A 21,895-nucleotide genomic window follows, 5' to 3' on the forward strand; every position below is an offset into this window, starting at 1 on the left:
CTCACTGTTCAGCCCCTGTTTCAGCTCAGGAGATCGGCGATCAACTCGCCGGCCATGATCGCCGCGAGGTTGGTGTTGGCGCGTGGAACGGTCGGGAAGATCGAGGCGTCGACGACGCGGAGCCCGCGCACGCCGAGTACGCGGCAGGCGGGGTCGACCACCGTGGACTTCTCGTCCGGGTCGCCCATGCGGCAGGTGCTCGTCGCGTGCTGGGCGTCGAACGCGGTGGCGAGCAGGTAGTCGTCCAGTTCGGCGTCATTGTCGAGGACGGCGAGCAGCGCCGTGTTGAGGCGGTCGGGGGAGAACGCCGTGATCGCTTCGACTTCCTTGCCGCGCACCAGGTTCATCAGCTGCCGCGTCGCGGCACGCATCCGGCCGAGGTCACGCTCATCGGAGAGCATCCGCTCGTGGACCTCCGGCTGGACCGTGGGATCGGCCGAGACCAGGCTGACGGAGCCGCGGGAGTAGACCTGGTTGACCCACAGCCCGAAGGCGCCGGCGCCGAAGTGCAGATCGGCGATCTCCATGGCCAGGACGTTCTGGTTGCCCGCCATGACCAGGATGTCGTTCTCCTGCGCCGCCGGATCGTCGCTGGTGTAGCGGATGCACACGTTGGTGTGGCGGGCATCGGGGCTCTTGACCGCCGAAGCCTCGTCGAGCGGGATGCCGATGAAGACGACGGGATGGTCCTGCAGCCCCTGCCCGACAGGCAGGTCGACGACCACGTCGACGCCCAGCGACCGCAGCCGGTCCGCCGGGCCGACGCCCGAGCGCAGCAGGATCGCCGGCGAGTGGACCGTGCCGGCGCTCAGCACGACGAGGTCCGCGTACTCGTTGGACAGTTCGCCGTCCACAAGGACCCGCACGCCGACGGCCCGGCCGTCGGAGATGATGACCTTGTCGACGAGCGCGTCACCTCGGACGGTGAGCGTGCCCAGGTCTCGCGCCGGTTCCAGGTAGGCGTCGTTGGTCGTCACCCGGCGGCCGAGGCGGGAGTTGATGGGATAGGGCGACACTCCGGTGGCGCCCGGGGCGTTCACGTCGGGTGCCCAGCCGTACCCGGCCGCGAGCGCCGCCTCGTGCAGGGCGTGGTCCACCGCGCCCCAGGCCGCCTGCGGTGTCCGGTAGATCGGGATCGGGCCGCCCCGCCCGTGGTAGGGCTCGTCGCCGAACTCCTCGTCGTCCTCCAGTCGCGCGAAGTACGGCAGCACGTCCCGTGGAGACCAGCCCGAGCAGCCCATGCGCGCCCAGTCCTCGAAGTCCGCCATCGGAGGCCGGATGGCGATCTGGCCGTTGACCGCCGAGCTGCCGCCGACTCCGCGGCCTCGCCAGAACGGCGCCGGCGCCTGCCTGTCGGTGCGCGTCGCCTGCAGCCCTTGCCAGATGAGACGTTCCGTCGCCGCCGGGTCCATCAGCGCGCGCATCGGATTCGGCGAACGCCAGACCTCGGGCATGTCCCGCGAACGGTAGTCCGGGCCGGCTTCAAGGAGCAGAACCTGTTTCTCCTGGGCGGCCAGGCGTGCCGCAAGCGCTGCCCCCGCAGACCCTGCCCCTACCACGATCACGTCCCACCCTGTCGTGTTCACGGCTTCCCTTCAGTGTTCGATTAACGAACCAAAGTTCGCTGTCTTGCCTTCCACCGTACGACCTGAGGCGCTGCGTCCGCAACGGTGCATTTGACGGGTGCGGATAACGGAGCGTGATTGAAGATTTCCTTGGTCCGTCCATTGCGATCCGGGCATCTCGGACCTACGCTCTCCTCATCACCGCACAGTTGTGCGATAATCGAACTCATCGGCCGGCAGTCGCCGCCGTAGGGAGCAAAATGCCCCAAGAAGCAGTCGTCCTGAAAACGCTGCCCGAGATCGGGCCGGGATTAGAAGATCTATACCGAGACCTGCACAGACACCCCGAACTGGCGTTCACCGAGCACCGCACGGCCGCGATCATCGCGGCTCGCCTGCGCGAATACGGCTTCACCGTCACCGAGCACGTCGGCGTCACCGGCGTGGTCGGGATGCTGCGCAACGGCGACGGCCCGACCGTGATGCTGCGCGCGGACATGGACGCGCTCCCGGTCGAGGAGAAGACCGGCCTCGACTACGCGAGCACGGCGACGACCACCGGCGAGACGGGTGAGACCGTTCCGCTGATGCACGCCTGCGGCCATGACATGCACATCACCTGCCTGCTCGGCGCGGCCTGTCTCATGGCTTCGTCGCCAGAGCATTGGTCCGGCACGCTGGTGGCCCTGTTCCAGCCCGCGGAGGAAGGGCGGGGCGGGGCGAAGCGGATGATCGCCGACCGGCTCTTCGAGCTCACGGGGAAGCCGGACGTGGTGCTGGGTCAGCACGTGTTCCCCAACCTGGCGGGCACGATCGGGTACCGTGCGGGCCCGTTCCTGGCCGCCTCCGACGGTTACGAGGTGCGGCTGTTCGGCCGGGGCGCACACGGCTCGCGGCCGGAGACCGGGGTCGACCCGGTGGTGCTCGCGGCCTCGGCGGTGATGCGGCTGCAGACCGTCGTCTCCCGCGAGGTGGCCGCGAACGAGCAGGCGGTGCTGACCGTCGGCGCGATCAACGCCGGCACCGCGGCGAACATCATCAGCGACCACGCCGACCTCAAGCTCAGCGTCCGCACCTTCGACCGGGAGGTGAGCGCGCGGGTGTTGTCCGCGGTCCGGCGTGTCATCGAGGCCGAGTGCCTCGCGTCCGGCTCTCCCCGGCCGCCGGAGTTCGCCGAGCTGTTCGGGTTCACCCCGACCGTGAACGACGAGGTGGCGACCAAGCGGGTGGTGCGCGGCCTGCGCACGCAGCTGGGCGCGGACGCCGTACGGGAGATCGCGCCCATCATGGGCAGCGAGGACTTCGGCGAGTTCGGTGAGGCCGCCGGCGCGCCCTATGTGTTCTGGGCCCTGGGCGGCGCCGACCCGCAGGCGTACGCGGCGGCGCAGGCGGCTGGCGAGCTGGAACAGCAGATCCCGTCCAACCACTCGCCGCTGTTCGCGCCCGTCATCCAGCCCACCCTGGGCACCGGGATCACCGCGCTGGTGACGGCAGCCCTGCAGTGGCTGGGTGGAACGCCATGACCGGGCGGGGGTTCGGCAGCGACAACGCCGCCGGCGCGCATCCCCTGGTCCTGGCCGCGATCGCCGAGGCCAACAGCGGGCACGCACCCGCCTACGGAGGCGACGCGTGGACCGCGCAGGCCGAAGCCCTGCTCGCCGAGGCCTTCGGCCCGGGCAGCCAGGCCTTCCTGGTGTTCAACGGCACCGGCGCCAACGTCTCCGCGCTCGCCTCGCTCCTGCGGCCGCATCAGGCGGTGGTGTGCTCATCCGACGCGCATCTCCACACCGATGAGTGCGGGGCGCCGGTCCGCTTCACCGGCAGCACCGTGCTCCCGGTTCCGGCGAAGGACGGCCTGCTGACCATCGAGGCCGTCGAAGCCGCGATCGGGCCGGGCGGCCGTGGCGAGCACCAGATCGTGCCCGCCGTGATCTCGCTCACCAACGCCTCCGAGCTGGGCACCGTCTACCGACCCGACCAGGTCGCCGCGCTGGCCGAATGGGCACACGCGCGCGGGTGGGTGGTGCACATGGACGGTGCCCGGCTGGCGAACGCGGCGGCTTGGCTGAACTGCTCGCTGGCGGAGGCGAGCACCGGAGCCGGTGTCGACGTGGTCTCCTTCGGAGGCACGAAGAACGGGATGATCTTCGGCGACGCCGTGGTATTCGGCGCGACCCCGGCAGGAGTCGCGGCGGCCCGCGACTACCGATACGTGCGCAAGCAGGCAACGCAGCTGGCGTCCAAGATGCGGTTCCTCGGGACACAGTTCACCGCGATGCTCACCGGCGAGCTCTGGCGCCGAAACGCGGCGGCGGCCAACGCGGCGGCGTCGTATCTCGCCGAGCGGATCGCCCAGGTCCCGGGCGTGCGCATCGCGTATCCGGTGCAGGCCAACGCCGTGTTCGCCACGATGCCGCCGGCGATGCGCGCGCCCCTGGCCGAGGAGTTCCGCTTCCACGTCTGGGACGAGCCCGCCGATCTCGTCCGGCTCGTCTGTTCGTACGACACGGAGCTTGCCGACATCGACTCCCTGCTGTCCCGGGCGGAACTCCTCGCGGCCGCCTAGCTCCGGCTCTCCCCGAAGGAAGTGCATCACCATGACGGCAACCCCTGTCGAACAAGACGCGCCGAGGGCCATCCTCGGCCAGCCCCGCGGACTGGCGACGCTGACCGGCGTCGGGATGTGGGAGCGGTTCTCCTTCTACGGCATGCAGGTCGTCCTGCTGTACTACCTGTTCTTCCCGGTGTCAGAAGGAGGGCTCGGCCTGTCGATGGCGGCGGCCACCTCCGTCGTCGGCGCCTACGGCGGCCTGGTGTACCTGTCGACGGTCCTCGGCGGCTGGGTCGCCGACCGGCTGCTGGGCTCGGAGCGGACGCTGCTCTGCAGCGCGGTGCTGATCCTGCTCGGGCACGTCTTCCTCGCCGTCGTCCCCGGCATGACGGGGGTCTGGATCGGGCTGTTCCTCCTGGTCCTGGGCAGCGGCGGCCAGGTGGGCAACGTGACCTCGCTGGTGGGATCGCTCTACGACGCCCAGGACCGGCGCCGTGACCGCGGTTTCATGCTCTTCTACATGGGGCTCAACGCCGGCGCCCTGGCCGGGCCGATCCTCACCGGGCTGGCCCGGACGCGACTGGGCTTCCACTACGGGTTCGGGCTGGCCGCGATCGGCATGGCGATCGGCCTGATCATCTACGCGGCCGGGCGAAAGAACCTGCACACCCGCGGGCGCGTGGTGCCCGATCCGTTGCCGCGCGACGGCGCGCTGCGGGCCTTGGGCGTCGGCGCGCTGATCGTGGTCCTCATCGTGGCAGGCGCGGTGAGCGGCGTGCTGTCGGTGCGGCACCTGGCGAGCGTCGTCACCGTCGTGCTGCTGGGCCTCATCGTGGGCTACTTCGTGACCATGCTACGCAGCGGCAAGGTCACCGCGCAGGAACGGCGGCGGGTTTACGCGCTCATCCCGATGTTCCTGGTCAACTGCGTGTTCTGGACGCTTTACCAGCAACAGTTCACCGTCGTGCAGATTTACGCCGCGACCCGCGTCGATCTGCGCATCCTCGGCTTCGCCATGCCTCCGGAATTCTTCAACTCCGCGGTGCCGCTCTTCGTCATTCTCTGTACGCCGCTGCTGGTGTCCCTGTGGACGAGACGCGGTTCGCGCGAACCCTCGACCCCGATGAAGTTCCTGGTCGGCATCCTCGGCATCGGCGTCTCATTCCTGCTTTTCACGCCGATGGCCGCGAGCCACGGCGCGGTCAACCCGCCGCTCGCACTCGCCGGGATCCTGCTGGTCTTCACCCTGGCCGAGCTCTTCGTATCGCCCGTACAGCTGTCACTGTCCACCAAGCTCGCCCCCCAGGCGTTCCGCACCCAGATGGTGGCCCTGTGGTTCCTGTCCACCGCGGCAGGTTCGGCCGCGGCCGGAGCCCTCGCCGGGCTCTATTCCCCCGAGAGTGAGGCCGGATATTTCTCGATCTCCGGCATCGCCTCGATCGCGGTCGGCGCACTGTTCGCGCTGACCATTCCCTGGACCAAGAAAATGCTGGCCGGCGCTCGCTGAGCGCAGCGCCGGCAGGAAAGAGGAACCGTGTTCACCCGATACGACTCGCTGTACCTCGGCGGCGCTTGGGCCGCCCCCGCGTCCGACGCGAGAATCGCCGTCGTCTCTCCCAACACCGGGGAAACGATCGGCGAGGTTCCCGAGGCGACGCACGCCGACGCCGACGCCGCCGTCACGGCCGCGAGACGCGCGTTCGACGGGCCCGGCTGGCGTGACCACGACCGCGCCGCCGCGCTGCGCCGCTTCGCCGACGCGATCGAAGCCCGCAAAGACGGCTTCGCCCACCTCGTCGCGGCCCAGAACGGCATGCCGATCGCGTTCGCCTCCCAACTGGAGGCCAACTTCCCGGCTACCTTGCTGCGCTACTACGCCGACCTGATCGCGGGCGACCAGGAAGAGGCCAGACCGGGGCTGCTCGGGGGGACCGTCCGGGTCCGCAGGGAGCCGGTCGGTGTCGTCGCGGCGATCGTGCCGTGGAACTTCCCGCAGACCCTGGGCTTCATGAAGATCGCGCCGGCGCTGGCCGCCGGGTGCACGGTGGTGGTCAAGCCGTCGCCCGAGACCGTGCTGGACAGCTTCCTGCTGGCCCAGGCCGCGATCGACGCGGAACTGCCTGCCGGCGTGCTCAACATCGTGCCCGGCGGACGAGACCTGGGCGCCTACCTGGTGACCCATCCGGGCGTCGACAAGGTGGGGTTCACCGGTTCGACCGAGGCCGGGCGGGACATCGCCGAGAAATGCGGCCGGCTGCTGCGCCCGGTCACCCTCGAACTCGGCGGCAAGTCGGCCGCGATCGTCCTCGACGACGCCGACCTGGACCTCGCCACGATCGGGCAAGACCTGTTCCTGGCGACCTTGGCCAACAACGGGCAGACCTGTTACCTCGGCACCCGGGTGCTCGCCCCGCGCACCCGGTACACCGAGGTCGTCGACGCTCTCACCGAGTTCGCCGCCTCACTGAACGTCACCGACTCACTCGACCCAGACGCCCAGATCGGGCCGATGGTCAGCGCCCGGCACCGCGAGCGTGTGGAGGGCTACATCGCCAAGGGTCGCGCGGAAGGCGGCCGCGTCACCACAGGCGGACGCCGGCCGGCGGGCCGCGACCAGGGCTGGTTCGTCGAACCCACCGTGTTCGCCGACGTGGACAACGACGCCACCATCTGCCGAGAGGAGATCTTCGGCCCGGTCCTGGCCGTGATTCCCTACCGCGACGAGGACGAGGCCGTCCGCATCGCCAACGACTCGGATTTCGGCCTGGGCGGCACGGTCTGGTCCGCCGACCCGCAACGCGCGCTGAGCCTGGCCCGAAGAATCGAGACAGGAACGATCGGGGTCAACCGCTATCTCCCCGACCCGGCAGCGCCCTTCGGCGGCGTCAAGGCCAGCGGCATCGGCCGCGAACTCGGCCCCGAGGGGTTGGCCGCCTACCAGCAGCTCAAGTCCATCTACTGCTGAGGCCGGCCCTCAGGGGCACGACCACTGACACTTACGAAACTCATCGCAAAGGATCGTCCGTCCATGACCGAGTTCACTCCCGCCGGCATCCGCGTGATCGCCTGCGACATCTTCGGCACCACCTTCGACTGGCGTACCGGCGTCGCCGACCAGGTATCCCAGATCGCCGCCGAGCAGGGCGTCACCATTGACGGAGGTGAGTTCGCCGACGACTGGCGCGACCGATACCTCCCGTCCATCCGTTGCGTCAATGACGGCGAACGCGGCTGGGCTCACCTCGACACGCTGCACCGGGAATCCTTGGATGACCTGCTGGAAACCCGCGGCATCGCGGGCGTGTTCGACGAGGCCGCCCGCCGGCGCATGGTCCGCGCCTGGCACCGGCTGCCCGCTTGGCCCGACGCGGCTTCCGGGCTGGCCCGGCTGCGCGGACGGTATGTCGTGGCGGCGCTGTCCAACGGCGGCTTCGCGTTGCTGACCAACCTGATCAACAGCTCACACCTGCCTTTCGACTGCGTCCTGTCGGCCGATCTCACCCGCACGTACAAGCCCGCGCCGGCCCCCTACCTGAACGCCGCCGACCTGCTCGACGTCGAGCCGGACCAGATCCTCATGGTCGCCGCCCACACCTGGGACCTCGACGGAGCCCGCCAGGCCGGGCTGCGCACCGCGTTCGTGGAAAGGCCGCTGGAGAAAGGACCCGGCCGCCCCGCCGACCGCGCCATCGACACCACCAGCGACCTCGCCGCCGCCGGCTTCGACGAACTCGCCGACAAGCTCGGCTGCTGAAGGACGATCTGACGGAGGCGTCCAGGCGACCGATACTCACGGGGTCCGGAGACGCCAGGTCTGGTTGGAGGTGCCCCGGCAGTTCGCCTGCCGGACGTTGGCACCGTGGGCGCGGCTCGCGCCCTGAACTTCCAGGCACTTGTCACTGTGCCGGGCGATCAACTCGAAGGGGGTGCCGGTGCCGCGCCATTTCGGTCCGGACACCGTCCGCATCTTCCACTGCTGGTTGTATCCGGGCAACCAGCAGTCCGCCTGCAGGACGTTGGCACCATGGAAGCGGCTGGCGTCCTGAACGTCCAGGCACTTGCTACTGTGCCGGGCGATGAGCTTGAAGTAGCCCTTGCCGGTCGGCGCGAGAGACCACTGCTGGTTGTATCCATTCACGCAGTACGCCTGCAGCACGTGGGCGCCGTGGGCGCGGCTGGCGTCCTGAACGTCCAGGCATCTGCTGCTGTGATCGGCGACGACCTCGTAGTAGGTGGTTTCGGCGTGGGCGACTCCGGTTCCGGTGAAGGCGAGGCCGGTGGCCGCGGTCAAGGCCACGGTAAGGGCACGGCGGGCTGTTGCGAAGGACGTTGCGGAGAACATGGTGGCACTTGCTTTCATGTGATCAAGAGTCGTTGTGACGAGCGGATTCCTCATGAGTAGGGCCTACTCATTTCCGGACTCGTTCCGGGAGCCGGGGTTCTTGGCGAGCCACGCCAGGGCCAGGCCACGGCTCTCCTCGGCGGCGGTGGCCGCCGGCGGAGGAGCGGGCCGACGTCAGCAAGAGTGCGGCGCGGGCGCTGGAAGCCGAGCGGAGCCGGGCCGCCGCGGTGGAGCAGGCCGTGTTCCGTCGAGCAGGGCGCGCGCGTCCACGGGCCTGGAGACGACCCGGATCGCGGTGGCCGGCGACTCGGTCGGCGGCAACATGAGCGGCGCCCTGACCCTGATGGCCAAGTGGCGCGGCAGGTGCTGTTCTACCCGGTGACGGACGCGTCGTTCGACACCGGCTCCTACCACCAGTTCGCCGAGGGCTACTTCCTGCGCCGCGACGGCATGCAGTGGTTCTGGGACCGGTACACCACCGACCAGGCGGAGCGGTACGCGAACAAGCTGCGCGCGGCGGGCGTGCCGGTGACGGCCGTGCGGTACCAGGGGATCATCCACGATTTCGTCATGCTCGACGCGCTGCGAAAGACGCAGGCGGCGGCCTCGGTGATCGAACTGGCCGTCGGCACGCTCCGCCGGGCGCTCACCGAGGGCTGAGCCCCTCGCTCCGATCCGTCAGGCGGTCGAGCTCCTTGAGCACGGCGGCGGTCCGAGCGGTGTCCTCGGCCAACCGGATGACCCGGCGGGCGAGGTCATGAATGGGCTCGTGTTCGAGGTCCACGCTCACCGTCGCTGGACTTCTCCGGTCGCGTTACCTGCGTCGAGCCCGAGAGCCGTCAACAAATGGAGGGGTTTTTGCATGATTTTGAGGGGATTTCCGTCCAGTTGAAGCGAAGCTTGTAACAAGCGCGTTAACTAGGCTGAGAAGGAAGAAGTAGCCTATGGTCGCTGCCGATCAGGATGGCATAAGCGTGCTCACGGCGGCTTTTGATCGTTTCCTCGCAGGCGAACCCATCGAAACGGGTGTCCGAAAGCCGGTGCTAGCCTCATGGCGACGATGTCAGTCTCTGGGCATCGCCGCTGACAACGTCCCCATCCTGTACCACCAGGATCTGGATCTGAACGGCAGTCTCGCCCACGCCGCCCTGCCCGTGCTGACCGAGCTCGAATCCCGGCTCACGGGCATGGATGTGTCAGTGGTCCTGTGCGACGAGCAGGCCAGGATCCTGCAGCGCGGGCTCGCCGACCCCTCGCTCAACAGATGGCTCGACACCCTGCAACTCGCCCCGGGGTTCGCGTTCGCCGAGCAGATCACCGGCACCAACGGCATGGGTACGGCACTGGCCGAACGACGCCCCGCGTTCATCTGCGGACGCGAACACTACGCCGACGTCATGCGGATGTTCGCCTGTGCGGCCGCCCCCATCCGCGACCCGATCAGTGGCCGCGTCCAGGGCGCGCTGGATCTGACGTGCCTGCACGAGGACTCCGACCCGTCGATGCTCGCTCTGGTTCACGACGCGGCCACCAAAATCGAGCAACGGCTACTCGCGCAGATCTCCCAACGAGAGCGAGCTCTGCTACAGACCTACCTCGAGGTCCGGCGCAGGGCCCACAGGACGAGTGCGGCCATCGTACCCGTGGACACGGACCAGCCGATCGGTGTGAACGTTTCGGACATCCACCTGCTTACTCCGCACGACCAACTTGTCCTTCGGGAAAAGGCCGCAGAACTCATCTCCGCCGGGCGTATGGACGTCGTGGTGGTGCGGCTGTCGGGCGGCCGTACCGCCACCCTGCTCAGCCGTCCGATAGAGAGTCCCACCGGAGAGAGCGGCATCGCGGTTGAGGCTGTCCTGCCCGGCGACGCCCTTTGGAGAGCGGCGAGCGCAACCGGCCCGGCACCTCCTGTCTTTTCCGATACGAGGGCCGGTTGGCGGGCATGGTCACCCGCCGAGGTCGGGACGTCAGCGTCCACCCCCTCGTCTCATGCACTCGTTCCATCCGTTCCGCTCGCCCCGGCGGCCGTACCGTCCCGGATCACCGATGGCTGGCTGCTCGCCGTGGGCGAACCAGGTGTTGGACAAGTCGCGCTGCGGGCGCGTGAACGCCTAGGGCTGTTGTGTGACGCCAGTGTCCGCCTCGGCACCACTCTGGAGGTGACCCGGACTGCCGAGGAACTGACGCAGGTCGCAGTCCCCAGGTTCGCCGACTACGTCGCGGTCGACGTGCCGGACTGTGTGCTGAGGGGAGACGAGCCCACCACCATGAGCCTCGGGACGCGCCGGATCGCGCTCAGGGCCATCCGCGAGGGGTCCCACCTGCATCCGGTCGGCGCGCTCATCCACCCGGCCCCGTCCACGCCCCAGGCGCACAGCCTGGCCAGCGAGGAGCCGGTCCTCGAACCCACACTGGACACCGCGTTCGGATGGATGGCCCAGGATCCGGTGCGCACCCAGAGGATTCGCGAACACGGCATACACTCGCTCATCACCGTGCCGATGCGGGCCCGGGGCGTCACCCTGGGCGTGGTGAGCTTCTACCGTTCCCAGCAGTCGGGGGCCTTCGAGGAAGACGACCTGTCGCTGGCCGAGGAACTGGTCAGCCGTGCGGCGGTGTGCGTCGACAACGCGCGCCGTTACACCCGTGAGCGCACGATGTCCCTGGCCCTGCAGCGGAGTCTTCTGCCCAGGGGCTTGCCTGAGCAGAACGCCGTCGAGATTGCCCACCGTTACCTGCCGGCGCAGGGAGAGGTGGGCGGGGACTGGTTCGACGTCATACCCCTCTCGGGCATGCGTGTGGCGTTGGTCGTGGGCGATGTCGTCGGACACGGTCTGCACGCTTCCGCCACGATGGGCTGCCTGCGCACGGCCGTTCACAACTTCTCCGACCTTGACCTGCCCGTCAACGAGATTCTCGCCCACCTGGACAATCTGGTCGCACGGCTGGATCTCGACGAGGAGAGGGACGATCAGCAAGGCGACAGGGCTGGGATCCTGGGAGCCACCTGCCTGTACACGATCTACGATCCCGTCTCCCGGTGTTGCACGATGGCTCGAGCGGGCCACCTGGCGCCTGCCCTGCTCCTGCCCGACGGTACGGTGGAGTTCCCCGAGGTACCAGCTGGGCCGCCCCTCGGCGTGGGTGGTCTTCCGTTCGAGACGGCCGACATTCAGGTGCCTGAGGGAAGCCTGCTGGTCCTGTACACCGACGGACTCATCGAGGACCGCCGCCGCGACATCGATGTGGGGCTGGAGTCGTTGCACCGTACGCTGGCTCAGCATCCGGGACGTGCGCCTGAGCACACCTGTGAGGCGCTGCTGTCCGAGCTGCTGCCCCCGCAGCCGAGCGACGACGTGGCCCTGCTGGTGGCCCGTACCCGAGCGCTGCCCCCCGACCAGGTCGCCACCTGGGATCTGCCCAGCGAGCCCGCGGCCGTTTCCCGCCTGCGCGGGGAAGTCACCGAGCGACTGGCCGCGTGGGGACTGGAAGAGCTGCAGTTCACCACCGAGTTGATGCTCAGCGAGCTGATGACCAACGCCATCCGATACGGTCAAGACCCCATCACGGTACGGCTGCTCCGCGACCGCAGCCTGATCTGCGAAGTTTCCGACTGCAGCGGCACCTCGCCCCGGTTGCGCCAGGCCGCCAGCACCGACGAGGGCGGACGAGGCCTGTTCCTGGTCGCACAACTCGCCAACCGTTGGGGCACCCGTCACACCACCACGGGCAAGGTCATCTGGGCCGAGCAGCCACTGCTATCCCCGGCCGCGTGAACCTCGCAATCGGGTACCACCGCCGTCGACCCGCCGACCGCTCACTGAGGTAATCCCAGCGACTTTCATGTGATCAGTCCGTGCTCGAAGTGGGTGAGAACGAGGCCGCTTTGGCGATGTCACCGCCGTTGCGAAACCACACCAGCCCGTGGACCGCCTGCCACCAGGGAGAACTCTTCCGGGTCCCCTTGCGGGTGCCGCGCAGTAAGGAGCGAGCCTCAGAGGGGACCGCCTGCGTGGATGGCTCTCGATCCAGGAACCGGCGTAACGGTGTGCGGGGCGAGGTCTGCGGGTGATCTACGATAGCGGGCCATGTCGTACGTGCTCCGTGGTGTTGTGGGTGACTTCGACCGCCTCCGGCTCCTGTCCGATGACGTGCCGTCGGCTGTGGTGGTGCCGCTTCGGCAGCGGTTGGGGCTGTTGCCGGTGACCGACGACGTTTTCGACGAGCTGACCGACGCGCGGCACGGGGACGGGCCGTTCGTACTCATGTCGCCGGCGTTCGCCGAAAGGCTGGAGGATTGGTCACGCGGCGGACGTCTCGCTTACGTGGAGGCTGACTTCTTCGGTGGTGACGGCAGCCAGACCACCGCCCTGTGGGAGGACGGCAGGCAAACCTGGGGTCCTGAGCATGCCTGGCTTCCTGCGGGACCACGCGAGAACTGGCCGATCAACGCCGTGCTCGCACGCCTTGGAGCGATCGGAACGGGTGCGTTGGATCTCTTCGACACGATCGGCTTCGGGCAGGAGCGCGACATGGAGGGGTGGCGCCGGGCGGGCCTTCGTGCGCTGGACGCCGCCGACTACGACGCGTGGGAGGCGGCGCGCCGTGCGAAGGAGGAGGCCGATGCCCGCGCCGCCGCCGAACGCGACAAGTACGTCAGGCGTGACGATGTCCCTGTCGTGCTCGACGGCAGGGCGGTGATGGAGGTGCTTGGCATCCCGCCCTCCTCGACGGTGGGGGCCGCGATTCGGCATCTGCAGGAGGTTCACCTGGAACGCGGCTCCCTCACCCGCGATGAGGCGGCTGCCGAGCTTCGGCGTTGGGCCCAGAGCCTGTGACAACGCCGCGTTCAGGGGGCCGGACGCCGGGCACGGCCGGCGATCTCGTCGAGCACGGCATCCGCCACCAGGACCCGGGCGCCACATCTTCAGAGCCCTGCTGATCATTCTCCTGACGTTCAAGATCGTTTTTGTCGGCTGGTCGGATGCGGAGGCCGGCGTCGGCTGCGCCGAGGGGGCGGGCGGCAACGTCGCCCCGGCTGCCGGGCGTCGGGAGGTCAGGGCCGCTGAGTCGTGGCCGTGCGGGATCTGCTGCTCCATGCTGTGGCCGGTTCACCGCCGGGCCCCGCCGGTGGTCCCGGCATGGAACGCAGCCGCTTGGCCGCATCGCCGGCCAGCCGCCTGTCGCTGCGAAGTTCGGCCAGTTGCACCAGCAGCTCCCAGTAGGCCGCGTCCCAGGCCTGGGGCTCGCACAGCTCGGCGGGCAGGTTCCGGCCGGATTGCCTGGCGATGCGCAGGCAGGTGTCGACGAAAACCTCGACGCGCTCCTGCTCTGGCCGGACGGGGCGGGTCTGGCTGATCATTCCGGCGATCGTGCTGCGTTTCAGCGCGTTTGGCCACGTGGTCGATGGTCGTCCTGTCGTAGCCCCACCAGAGGACCGGCTCCGCGGCGGCATCGAGGATCCGATGTGCCCGCTGCACCGGATCCTGCGGCGGCCGTCCAACCCTGGCCATCAGTGAGCGCCGCACGAAGGGCGGGGATGAGCTCGCGTGGCCCGTCCCCTTCACAGGCTGCGGGCGGTGATGTCGCCGTTGGCGGTGGTGGCGTGGATGTCGAGTTCGGTGGTGCCGTCGTTCTTGAGGGCGTTGGTGATGCGGCCGTGGCTTGTGCCGGCGTCCAGGGCGGCCGAGACTCCGACGGCGGCGGCGATCGAGATGTCGCCGGACTGGGTGCGGAGCACGACCTTGCCGCCGGTGGCCTCGGCGATCCGGATGTCGCCCCGTGAGGTGCTGATCTGCGCGGGGCCGTCCAGGCGGCCGACCTCGACGTCGCCGTCGGTCGCGGTGAGGTGGACGCTCGCGGCCTCGTCGATCTTGATCTGGCCGTACGCGCCGTCGAAGGCGACCTCGCCGAGGCGGCCGACGGTCCGGAGCTCGGCGCTGGCCGCCTTGGCCTGGACGCGGGAGCCAGCGGGCAGCTTGACCGTCACCTCGATGGATCCGGTGGGGCCGAAGTACTGGTTCTTCGCCGCGGCGGTCTCGATCCGCAGGACGCCGTCGGCGTATTCGACCGTGGTCTGCTCGGCCGCCTTCACGTCGCGGCTCTTTGCGGCGCTCGCGGGCCGGACCTCGACCGCGGTGTCGGCCCGGTCGGCGGCGATGAACTGGACGCGGCCCGCGGGGATGTCCAGGACGGCGGAGATCGGGGCGGGGGTGTCGAACTTCTGCATCATGTTCTCCTTGTGCTGCATTGTTTCGATCTTGCGAGTTCGGTGTGGTCCAGTTCGCAGCCCCGAGGCCGCGATCGCTGAACCGTTCATGGCGTCTACTGTCGCCGCCCGCTCTGATATCGCGCCGTTGCCGTCCTGACGCCGCCGCTGACACGACACCGCATGGTCGAGGACGCCCGCAAGGGGTTCAGCGGGCGACCGGAGGAGCGCTGGAAGGGTGACTGACGCTTCAGCGGCCGGCGGGAGGTGCTGAGAGGGTGATGATCAACCGTCGCAGGGGAGGGCGTTGCCGCTGCCCAGCATCTGCTGGACCTCGGGGTCGGCGGGCATCTACGGGTTCGGGTCGGTGACCGTCGGGCCGGGCGCCATGGCGTTGACCGTGATGCCCCTCCCGCCGACCAACTGGGCTGAGCGCCTCGACGGCGGCCTTGCTCATCGCGTACGGCTCGTCCACCCATCCCATCGCCGCAAGGGCATCGCCACCGCGCTGCCGGCGAAGGCGGAGGCCCGCTTCACCGGCTTCGGCGCGTTCCGGGCCGATGCCATGGTCCTGCGCGACAACACACCTGCCCACTCGGCCTGGAACGCCGCAGGCTGTGACCCTCAACCGCAGTGGTCTCGCTGGGTCAAGCCGCTGCCGGCCCGAACAGGCGATCGAGGTGATAGTCGATGATCTTGATGGCGGCCTCGTGGCTGCGCTGTCGGCTGAGGACACTGGAGGTCAGGCCGTTGGCGAGAGCCAGAAGGCCGGCGACTTCCGTACGCGGGTCACGATCGGGGGCGATGTCCCCGGCCTGCTGCGCGGCGGTCAACCGTACGGTGAGGAAGTTTTCCAGTGCGTTGGGCAGGGTGAGCCCGACCGCGGCGAGCGCCGGGTCGGTGAGGGCGGCGGTGTAGTAGGCGGTCCAGGCCATGGAGTCCAGTTTGCTCTGCTCGTCGAAGGGCAGGATCGCGCCGAGGACGGCGGCGAAAACGCCTCGCGGCGTCAGCTCGCCCGTGGCAGCGGCGGCCCGCTGCTTGACCCGTCGGTCCATGCGGGCACCCAGCTCCGTGAGGCCGGACTCGAGCAGGGCCTGCTTGTTCGTGAAGTAGTACTGGACGACGCGCAGCGAGACCCCGGCCTCGGCGGCGATCTCACGCATCGACACCGCCTGCAGGCCGCGGGTGCCGGCGATGCGCAGCAGCGCCTCGGTCAACTGGCGCCGCCGCTCATCATGATCCACCTGTCGGGGCATGCCGTTTCCTACCTGCTGTCCGTGCTGTGCCTCGGCGTCGCGGTCCCGGGCCGCACCTGGCCGGGAAAGGTGAGGATCCGCTCGGCGACCAGGTCCGGAGCTTCGACGGGCAATCCGTGTCCGGTGCCGGGCACGATCTCCACGCGCCAGGACGGCGCGATGTCGGCCAGCCGTGCGGCCACCGCCCGCGCGTCGAGCAGCGCGCTGCGGGCGCCCAGCAGCACCTGTACGGGCACGGACAGCTCGCGTATCTGCTCGTCGGTGTAGGCGGGCGGAAGGGGCAGACGCCGGCGGAAGGACCACCCGGCCCGCATCAGCTCCATCAGCCCATCCTCGCGCAGCGCCCCGTTGTCCACTACGCCGGCCAGGCGGTGTCGCAACGTACGAGGAAGCATGGAAGCGATGGCGCCGGCCAGGGCCCACCGGATGAACCGCCTGGGCAACGGCGCGAAGCCGCCCGGGTCCACCAGCGTCAGCGCCGCGACCCGGCGGCCCCCGCCGAGTTGCTGCTCCACCGCGGTCCAGCCGCCGTAAGAGAAGCCCGCCACGTGTGCGCGCTCGGCTCCGACTGCGGCCAGTAGGTCGGTGAACCAGCCGCCGACCTCGGCACCGGTCGCGAGCGGCCGCTTCTGAATCGAGCGGCCCGGCTCGCCGAGAGGGTCGACGGCAAGGACCGGGCGCGTGCGCGCCAGCGGCTCGACGTAGCGGTACCAGGCCAGCGCGTTCGCGCCGGCACCGGCCAGGAGGACCACGGGATCCCCCTCGGCGGGCCCGGCCCGGTGGATCCGCACAATGCCGGCGCGGGTCTCCACGTCGATGGCGTCCACCGGCACCGGCCACAGCTCGCCGAGCACTCGGTCATAGACGGCGTAGTACTTGTCACGGGCAGAGTCGCTGGTGAAGGCGGACGGTCGGTCAGGCATGCGCATGGTGACCCCATCTCCCGAATGGATACAGTCGTATCCTAACAACTGGCCGCGACCGCGGGTACTGGGTCTTCGCGACGCGCCGTGCGGGGGGCGAGTGCCGCCGCTACTTCTCGCCGACATTCCGGATCCGAGCCGCCCTTGACCGCTGTCAAAACCGACCGGCAAATCAGTTTGCGCAGTCGGATGTGGCGGGGCCTTCTATTCGTGCCGCCGAGTTATTATTCTCGAAGGTTCCACAGTATCGCAATAAGCTCGCCATAAATTCGCCATAGGGCTTATCCACCTGCGTGAACGCACGAATAAATCGCATCCGGGGTATGGCTTCATAGGCGATTTGAACATCGTTCGATGGAATTGTCCAGCTCTTGTCAAGTGACTTATTGACCCCTTAACCTCCAGGTGATCAAATCACTTTCTCTCTTTACCTGGAGGCACCTCTTGCGCCGATTAGCGCTCCCCGTCGCCGTCTCGGCGATGCTCATTCCCTTCCTCTCCCCGGAGGTCTCCGCCGCCGCGCTCGACGACCCGCCACCGGCCAACGTTCAGGAGATCGGCCCCGGCCAGTACTCCTCCGACACCAAGACCTTCAAGCTCACCGAACTGGACGTGTCCGCGGGCGCGATCAGCCGCCGGCACGGCGTGGTGCTGGCCGCCGACGATCTGGCCCGGCCGCAGTCCGCTCCGGCGACCCGCCCCGAGCTGGGCGTCTTCGGGCCGGGCTGGCAGGCCGAGTTCGCCGGCGGTGAGATCAACCGGAAACTCGAGAACCAGAACGGCACGATCGTCGTCACGGAGCTCGACGAAGGGACGTCGACCAGCTACCCCCTGAAGAGCAGCGTCTCCTTCCCCGACGGCGGCGGCGTCCAGACGTACGAGGCCGCCAGCGGGTCCAAGATCACCGAAACCACCAAGTGGGACGCGAACATCGGAGCGATGCGCACCACGACGACCGAGACGCTCGTGACGGATCCGGGCCCCGTGGAGGCGGGCGACGACACCTTCACCACCGCCGACGGCACCCCCATCAGCACCAGCGACCTTCAGCTCACCTACACCTGGGCCCGGCCCGCCGGGGCGCCGAGCGCCGACCCCTGGCGTGTGACCGATGTGGGCAGCACCGCCTTCGGCAAGTCCACGATCACCTACGACACCCAGGGCCGCGTCAGCACCGTGAAGGAGCCGGCCGGCACCGCGACCCCCGCGTCCGTCACCAGGTTCACCTACGCCACGACCACCACGGCCACCAGCACCTCCAACGGTGACTACGCGGGCCGGCTCAAGGCGATCGCGGTCACCTACGGAACCGAGGCGCCGCAGACCGAGGCGAGCTACGCCTACGACCCGAACGGCCTGCTGCGCACCGTGACCGACCCCAGCGTCGGCGCCGTCCAGGGGATCTACGCCTACGACCCGGTCGGACGCCTGTCGTCGATCGAGTCCGTCACCAGCGGTGGCTGGCAGCTGACGTTCCCGGCGGGCGTCGCCGCTCCCCAGGTGACCGCCACCGGCACCGACATGCCGGCCAACGGCGGGACGACCGAGGGCGCGGCCGGCCTCGACGACCCCAACGCCACCGAGCCGCCGGCCAGCGACTTCCTGCCGGACGGCGTGGATCCCCCGCAGTCCTACCCGAAGAAGTGCAACACGGCCGTGACCTGGATGTGGTACACGAAGTCGGGCTGCTCAGCCTGGGCATGGCACGGCGGCAAGTGGCGGAAGCCCGACTGGAAGCGGACCGCCAGCGGCTTCAAGGTCAGGGGCATCTACTACGACCACTGCACGAGTTCTCCGGACAAGCCCCACAATTTCGATATGCGGCCTGCCTGTGACTCCCACGACTACGGGTACGGCCTGATTGCCAACCAGAAGAAGAAGTACAAGTACTACCTCGACAACACCCGTGCGCGAAAGCTCGACGTAGACAACCGGTTCTACATCACTATGCGCGACAAGGTATGCGGCGGTTACTTCATCCTGGTACGGCCCGACTGCAGGGCATGGGCATGGACGTATTACCAGTTCGTCAAGAAGTACGGTAACCCCTGAGCCCTGACCTCGCCGGGCACTTTCCCGCCCTGTCGGAAGATGCAGGTGTTTCACCTGGAGGCGCGCAGGTAGGGCCGGCCGGTCGCGAGGTCGAGCCGAACATCAGGCGCCGATGTCGGCGGCGTGGGCCATGAGAGGTGCGGTCTCCGGCGGGAGGCAGGGGAGGGCGGGGGCGATGATCGCCCCCGCCCTTGTTCGGCCAGTCAGGAACGGGAGGGGCACGTCCTGCCGATCAGCGCTCATGCCGTGAGGGCGAGGTCGTGCAGGTGCGCGACGGCTTGAACGGCGTGGTGGCGCTTGCCCGCCTGTCGCGACGGTCTGAGGCCGGCGAGCACCGTGTTCAGGAGGCAGACGGTGCCGAGGCGGGATCCGTACGCGGGCGGCGTCGCCGGGCGTGCCGCTCGTCCGAGCCGGCTGCCGAGGGCTGCGGGGCGATCACGTCGGCAAGGTCACGGCGGGAGCGTACGCCGAGCTTGGGAAAGGCGCGATAGAGGTGGTATCCCACGGTTCTGGGGCTGAGGAAGAGCCGGCCGGCGATCTCCTTGTTGCTCGCCCCCGTGGCTGCGAGCCGCACGACCTGTTGTTCCTGTGGAGTGAGCAGGCCCAGCGGATTGCGTTCCTGCTCGGGGAGGTGGGCCGGCGGGCCGCCGACGGCGCGGAGTTCGGCACGGGCGCGCCTGGTCCAGGGGAGGGCGCCGAGCCATTCGAAGGTCTCCAGCGCCGAGCGGAGCTGTGCGCGGGCGTCGGTGAGGTGACGCGTCCGGCGCAGCCATTCGCCGTACAGGAGCTGAGTCCGTGCGCGCTCGAAAGGACGGTGATCGTGCCGGTGGAGCCGGACTGCCGGCTCGTAGTGGTGACCGGCCTCCTCGGCCGGCGCGAGCAGGGCGCGGCAGCGGAGCACGACCGGCGCCATCCAGGGCAGGTCCAATCGCTCCAGCCAGGCGTACGGCCGCTTGGCGAGCTCCGGCCGGCCGGCCCGCACCGCGGCCTCGACGTGGTCCGCCGCGGTGAAGACGGCGGGCAGGCCGTGGTAGAGCCGCACCGGCGAGGACTCCCAGCGGCCCAGCGCCTCCTCGGGGCGGCCCAGGCCCAGCTCCAGCAGGCCGAGGGCCCAGATGGCCCACCCGGCAGTCGGGGCGATCCCGTGGGAGTCGGCATGGCTCAGCGCCGCGACGGCGAGCTCCCTGCACTCCTCCTCGCGCCCGGCCAGCGCCGCCAGCACGGCGAGGAGCGCTCGGTGATGGGCCGCGCGGTGGCGCTGGCCGGTGTCCGTCGCGACGCGGAGCCCTTCCGCCGCGCCGGCGGCCGCGTCCGCGTGCTTCCCGCGATACAGCTGCGCCGTGGCCAGGAGCTGCAGGCCGAGCGGCAACGAGCCGATGATCCCTTCCGCCCGGCAATCGGCCACGAACGACTGCGCGCTGCGCTCGGCGAGCTCGCCTCCGCCGTCGAAGCCGAAGGTCGCCAGGACCAGCCGCCCCGTACGCTCCCCGAGATGCCCGCCACGGGCTTCGTCCACCAGGACACGGAGCAGGTTCGCGCCCGGCTCCCGCATCCGGCCGGCGAAAAGGCGGCGCGGATCGTCCTCGGGCAGGGAAAGCTCGCCCAGCCGGCCGAGCGCCTGCTCGGAGAGCCGCAGGTCACCCGTGTACCAGACGTTCCGTAGCGCGTCGATGAGCATTGCCGCCGCTCCGCACGGGTCCTCGCCCGCGATGAGGTCCGCTCCCTCGATGAGCATCGCGTGCGCCGCCCGCGGGGTGCCCCGCTGCAGCTCGATGGCCGCCCGAGCGCTCGCCAGCCGGGCCCGTACGGCGGGCTCGCGCGCGAGGGGAGCGGCGGCGTCCGCGAGTTGCTCCGCCCGATCCAGGCGCCCCGCGTCGATCGAGGCCTCTGCCGCGGCGATGAGGCGGCGCGTCCGGTCGGCGCGCTCGCCGGACAGCTCGGCCGACCGTTCGTAGGCTTCCGACCGCGCCGCGCGGCTCCGAGCGCGCAGGGCGGACGCCTCCAGCTCCCGGGCCGCCGTGTCGTCCGTCCCGGTGGCGGCGGCCGCCAGGTGCCAGGCCCGCAGATCGCCGTCCAGCACCCGGGCAAGGGCATGATGTACGGCGATGCGCGCGGCGAGCGTGGAAGCCGCGGCGACGGCGTGCCCGAGCAGTGGATGACGGAACACCACGACACCACCGTCAACGCTGACCAGGCGGCCCTCTTCGGCCGGACTCAGGTCTCCCGGCGCGAGGTCCAGCTCTTGCCCGGCCCGTAGCACGATCTCCAGTCGCGGCCGGTTCACGGCCACGAGCAGGAGCATCCGGGTCTTCGGCGGAAGGGCCCCCACCTGCCGGCGAAAGGTGTCATGGAGCCGGGTGACCTTCCCGGTCAACGCCAGCGGGTTGCCATCCGCCTGATCGAGCAGCCGCTCGGCCGCCTGTTCCGGCAGCGGGCCGCGCGCCCGCCTCAGCAACTCGCCTGCCGACTTCCGATCCAGCCGGCCGAGCCGCAGCTCCGGCAGGTCCTCCAGCAGATGAGCACCATCGGCGACGGCGAGGATCATCGCCGCGTTCTCCACCCTGCGGGCCACGAAATGCACGACCGCCAGGGAGCGCGCGTCCAGCCACTGGACGTCGTCGGCGAGGACGACCACGGGTCCCTGCGCGGCCAGCAGGTCGAGCACGGCGAGCCCGACGAGAAGCGGATCGCCGGGCTCGCCGCGAAGCGCCTGCTCCAGCGCCGCGCGCCGCGGAGCCGCGAGCGGGACGAGCGGCAGGCCGCGCACGAGGAGGTGGATCGCGGCGTACGGCATCGCGCTCTCCGGCTCCACGCCCGTCAACCGGTGGACGGTGAACTCGCCCGTCGCCGACCTCGCCGCGTGGTCGAGCAGCGCGGTCTTGCCGATCCCGGCCTCGCCCCGCAGGACCAGGCAGCGCCCGGCGCCGTCGAGGACCTCACGGAGCAACCGATCGATCTCGGCCCGCTCGTGATCCCGTCCGATCAGCATCGTGGA

The 21,895-nt window shown here is 69.6% G+C and carries 18 protein-coding genes; 10 read left to right on the forward strand and 8 right to left on the reverse strand.

Annotated features, from left to right (window positions below; genetic code table 11):
- Positions 1 to 20 precede the first annotated feature (20 nt).
- Entirely contained in the window at positions 21 to 1,586 is a 1,566-nt protein-coding gene (locus ACIBQ1_RS48595; protein WP_397288469.1) for a GMC family oxidoreductase, read from the reverse strand.
- Between the two features lie 239 nt (positions 1,587 to 1,825).
- Between ACIBQ1_RS48595 and ACIBQ1_RS48600 the strand changes: the two genes are divergently transcribed.
- From ACIBQ1_RS48600 to ACIBQ1_RS48620, 5 genes are all read left to right on the forward strand, one after another.
- Complete coding sequence (locus ACIBQ1_RS48600) at positions 1,826 to 3,088, forward strand: amidohydrolase (RefSeq protein WP_397288471.1); 1,263 nt, start codon at positions 1,826 to 1,828, stop codon at positions 3,086 to 3,088.
- Positions 3,085 to 4,131, forward strand: coding sequence for a threonine aldolase family protein (locus ACIBQ1_RS48605; protein WP_397288473.1), 1,047 nt, complete (start codon positions 3,085 to 3,087; stop codon positions 4,129 to 4,131). The genes ACIBQ1_RS48600 and ACIBQ1_RS48605 overlap by 4 nt, the downstream gene beginning before the upstream one ends.
- A 31-nt stretch (positions 4,132 to 4,162) precedes the next feature.
- Complete coding sequence (locus tag ACIBQ1_RS48610; RefSeq protein WP_397288475.1) at positions 4,163 to 5,623, forward strand: peptide MFS transporter; 1,461 nt, start codon at positions 4,163 to 4,165, stop codon at positions 5,621 to 5,623.
- Positions 5,624 to 5,650: 27 nt separating this feature from the next.
- Entirely contained in the window at positions 5,651 to 7,081 is a 1,431-nt protein-coding gene (locus ACIBQ1_RS48615) for an aldehyde dehydrogenase (protein WP_397288477.1), read from the forward strand.
- 63 nt (positions 7,082 to 7,144) lie between these two features.
- The gene (locus ACIBQ1_RS48620) at positions 7,145 to 7,870 is read left to right on the forward strand and encodes a haloacid dehalogenase type II (protein ID WP_397288479.1); all 726 of its coding nucleotides are present in this window, start codon (positions 7,145 to 7,147) and stop codon (positions 7,868 to 7,870) included.
- A gap of 36 nt (positions 7,871 to 7,906) precedes the next feature.
- Here the strand turns inward: ACIBQ1_RS48620 and ACIBQ1_RS48625 are convergent, their stop codons facing one another.
- Positions 7,907 to 8,476: an RICIN domain-containing protein gene (locus tag ACIBQ1_RS48625; protein ID WP_397288481.1), complete on the reverse strand. Its 570-nt coding sequence runs from the start codon at positions 8,474 to 8,476 to the stop codon at positions 7,907 to 7,909.
- A 333-nt stretch (positions 8,477 to 8,809) separates the two neighbouring features.
- On the opposite strand from ACIBQ1_RS48625, the gene ACIBQ1_RS48630 reads away from it, so the two are divergent.
- Positions 8,810 to 9,118: an alpha/beta hydrolase fold domain-containing protein gene (locus ACIBQ1_RS48630; RefSeq protein WP_397288483.1), complete on the forward strand. Its 309-nt coding sequence runs from the start codon at positions 8,810 to 8,812 to the stop codon at positions 9,116 to 9,118.
- Here the strand turns inward: ACIBQ1_RS48630 and ACIBQ1_RS48635 are convergent.
- The gene (locus ACIBQ1_RS48635; RefSeq protein ID WP_397288485.1) at positions 9,105 to 9,248 is read right to left on the reverse strand and encodes a hypothetical protein; all 144 of its coding nucleotides are present in this window, start codon (positions 9,246 to 9,248) and stop codon (positions 9,105 to 9,107) included. The two genes, ACIBQ1_RS48630 and ACIBQ1_RS48635, sit on opposite strands and share 14 nt — an antisense overlap.
- A 154-nt stretch (positions 9,249 to 9,402) precedes the next feature.
- Here ACIBQ1_RS48635 and ACIBQ1_RS48640 point away from each other — a divergent pair, with 154 nt between their 5' ends.
- Both ACIBQ1_RS48640 and ACIBQ1_RS48645 read left to right on the forward strand, forming a co-directional pair.
- A complete protein-coding gene (locus ACIBQ1_RS48640) occupies positions 9,403 to 12,237 on the forward strand; it encodes a SpoIIE family protein phosphatase (protein ID WP_397288487.1) in 2,835 nt (944 codons plus the stop codon).
- Between the two features lie 312 nt (positions 12,238 to 12,549).
- Entirely contained in the window at positions 12,550 to 13,299 is a 750-nt protein-coding gene (locus ACIBQ1_RS48645) for a hypothetical protein (protein ID WP_397288489.1), read from the forward strand.
- 218 nt (positions 13,300 to 13,517) lie between these two features.
- On the opposite strand, the gene ACIBQ1_RS48650 is transcribed toward ACIBQ1_RS48645, so the two are convergent.
- Positions 13,518 to 13,823, reverse strand: coding sequence for a hypothetical protein (locus ACIBQ1_RS48650; protein ID WP_397288491.1), 306 nt, complete (start codon positions 13,821 to 13,823; stop codon positions 13,518 to 13,520).
- Between the two features lie 201 nt (positions 13,824 to 14,024).
- On the reverse strand, positions 14,025 to 14,690 hold the full coding sequence (locus tag ACIBQ1_RS48655; protein ID WP_397288668.1) for a DUF4097 family beta strand repeat-containing protein: 666 nt from the start codon (positions 14,688 to 14,690) through the stop codon (positions 14,025 to 14,027).
- A 286-nt stretch (positions 14,691 to 14,976) separates the two neighbouring features.
- Here ACIBQ1_RS48655 and ACIBQ1_RS48660 point away from each other — a divergent pair, with 286 nt between their 5' ends.
- The gene (locus ACIBQ1_RS48660) at positions 14,977 to 15,363 is read left to right on the forward strand and encodes a GNAT family N-acetyltransferase (protein WP_397288493.1); all 387 of its coding nucleotides are present in this window, start codon (positions 14,977 to 14,979) and stop codon (positions 15,361 to 15,363) included.
- On the opposite strand, the gene ACIBQ1_RS48665 is transcribed toward ACIBQ1_RS48660, so the two are convergent.
- Together ACIBQ1_RS48665 and ACIBQ1_RS48670 are read right to left on the reverse strand one after the other, a co-directional pair.
- Complete coding sequence (locus ACIBQ1_RS48665) at positions 15,317 to 15,925, reverse strand: TetR/AcrR family transcriptional regulator (RefSeq protein WP_397288495.1); 609 nt, start codon at positions 15,923 to 15,925, stop codon at positions 15,317 to 15,319. The genes ACIBQ1_RS48660 and ACIBQ1_RS48665 overlap by 47 nt on opposite strands.
- Before the next feature lie 8 nt (positions 15,926 to 15,933).
- Positions 15,934 to 16,854, reverse strand: a complete 921-nt coding sequence (locus ACIBQ1_RS48670) for an alpha/beta fold hydrolase (RefSeq protein WP_397288497.1) — start codon at positions 16,852 to 16,854, stop codon at positions 15,934 to 15,936.
- A 438-nt stretch (positions 16,855 to 17,292) separates the two neighbouring features.
- Between ACIBQ1_RS48670 and ACIBQ1_RS48675 the strand changes: the two genes are divergently transcribed.
- On the forward strand, positions 17,293 to 18,900 hold the full coding sequence (locus ACIBQ1_RS48675; RefSeq protein WP_397288499.1) for a phospholipase A2: 1,608 nt from the start codon (positions 17,293 to 17,295) through the stop codon (positions 18,898 to 18,900).
- Between the two features lie 340 nt (positions 18,901 to 19,240).
- Here the strand turns inward: ACIBQ1_RS48675 and ACIBQ1_RS48680 are convergent, their stop codons facing one another.
- Positions 19,241 to 21,889 carry an AAA family ATPase gene (locus ACIBQ1_RS48680; protein ID WP_397288501.1) on the reverse strand — a complete coding sequence of 883 codons (2,649 nt, stop codon included), beginning with the start codon at positions 21,887 to 21,889 and terminating at the stop codon, positions 19,241 to 19,243.
- Between the last annotated feature and the right edge of the window lie 6 nt (positions 21,890 to 21,895).

It is taken from the genome of Nonomuraea sp. NPDC050153 (genome assembly GCF_044460125.1).
Taxonomy (GTDB): domain Bacteria; phylum Actinomycetota; class Actinomycetes; order Streptosporangiales; family Streptosporangiaceae; genus Nonomuraea.

Bases quoted from the DNA above. Each gene is read 5' to 3' on its own strand.
- ACIBQ1_RS48650 (WP_397288491.1), bottom strand. From the start codon at position 13,823: ATGATCAGCCAGACCCGCCCCGTCCGGCCAGAGCAGGAGCGCGTCGAG.
- ACIBQ1_RS48610 (WP_397288475.1), top strand. From the start codon at position 4,163: ATGACGGCAACCCCTGTCGAACAAGACGCGCCGAGGGCCATCCTCGGC.
- ACIBQ1_RS48670 (WP_397288497.1), bottom strand. From the start codon at position 16,854: ATGCGCATGCCTGACCGACCGTCCGCCTTCACCAGCGACTCTGCCCGT.
- ACIBQ1_RS48600 (WP_397288471.1), top strand. From the start codon at position 1,826: ATGCCCCAAGAAGCAGTCGTCCTGAAAACGCTGCCCGAGATCGGGCCG.
- ACIBQ1_RS48620 (WP_397288479.1), top strand. From the start codon at position 7,145: ATGACCGAGTTCACTCCCGCCGGCATCCGCGTGATCGCCTGCGACATC.
- ACIBQ1_RS48640 (WP_397288487.1), top strand. From the start codon at position 9,403: ATGGTCGCTGCCGATCAGGATGGCATAAGCGTGCTCACGGCGGCTTTT.
- ACIBQ1_RS48655 (WP_397288668.1), bottom strand. From the start codon at position 14,690: ATGCAGAAGTTCGACACCCCCGCCCCGATCTCCGCCGTCCTGGACATC.
- ACIBQ1_RS48665 (WP_397288495.1), bottom strand. From the start codon at position 15,925: ATGCCCCGACAGGTGGATCATGATGAGCGGCGGCGCCAGTTGACCGAG.
- ACIBQ1_RS48605 (WP_397288473.1), top strand. From the start codon at position 3,085: ATGACCGGGCGGGGGTTCGGCAGCGACAACGCCGCCGGCGCGCATCCC.
- ACIBQ1_RS48645 (WP_397288489.1), top strand. From the start codon at position 12,550: ATGTCGTACGTGCTCCGTGGTGTTGTGGGTGACTTCGACCGCCTCCGG.
- ACIBQ1_RS48680 (WP_397288501.1), bottom strand. From the start codon at position 21,889: ATGCTGATCGGACGGGATCACGAGCGGGCCGAGATCGATCGGTTGCTC.
- ACIBQ1_RS48625 (WP_397288481.1), bottom strand. From the start codon at position 8,476: ATGAAAGCAAGTGCCACCATGTTCTCCGCAACGTCCTTCGCAACAGCC.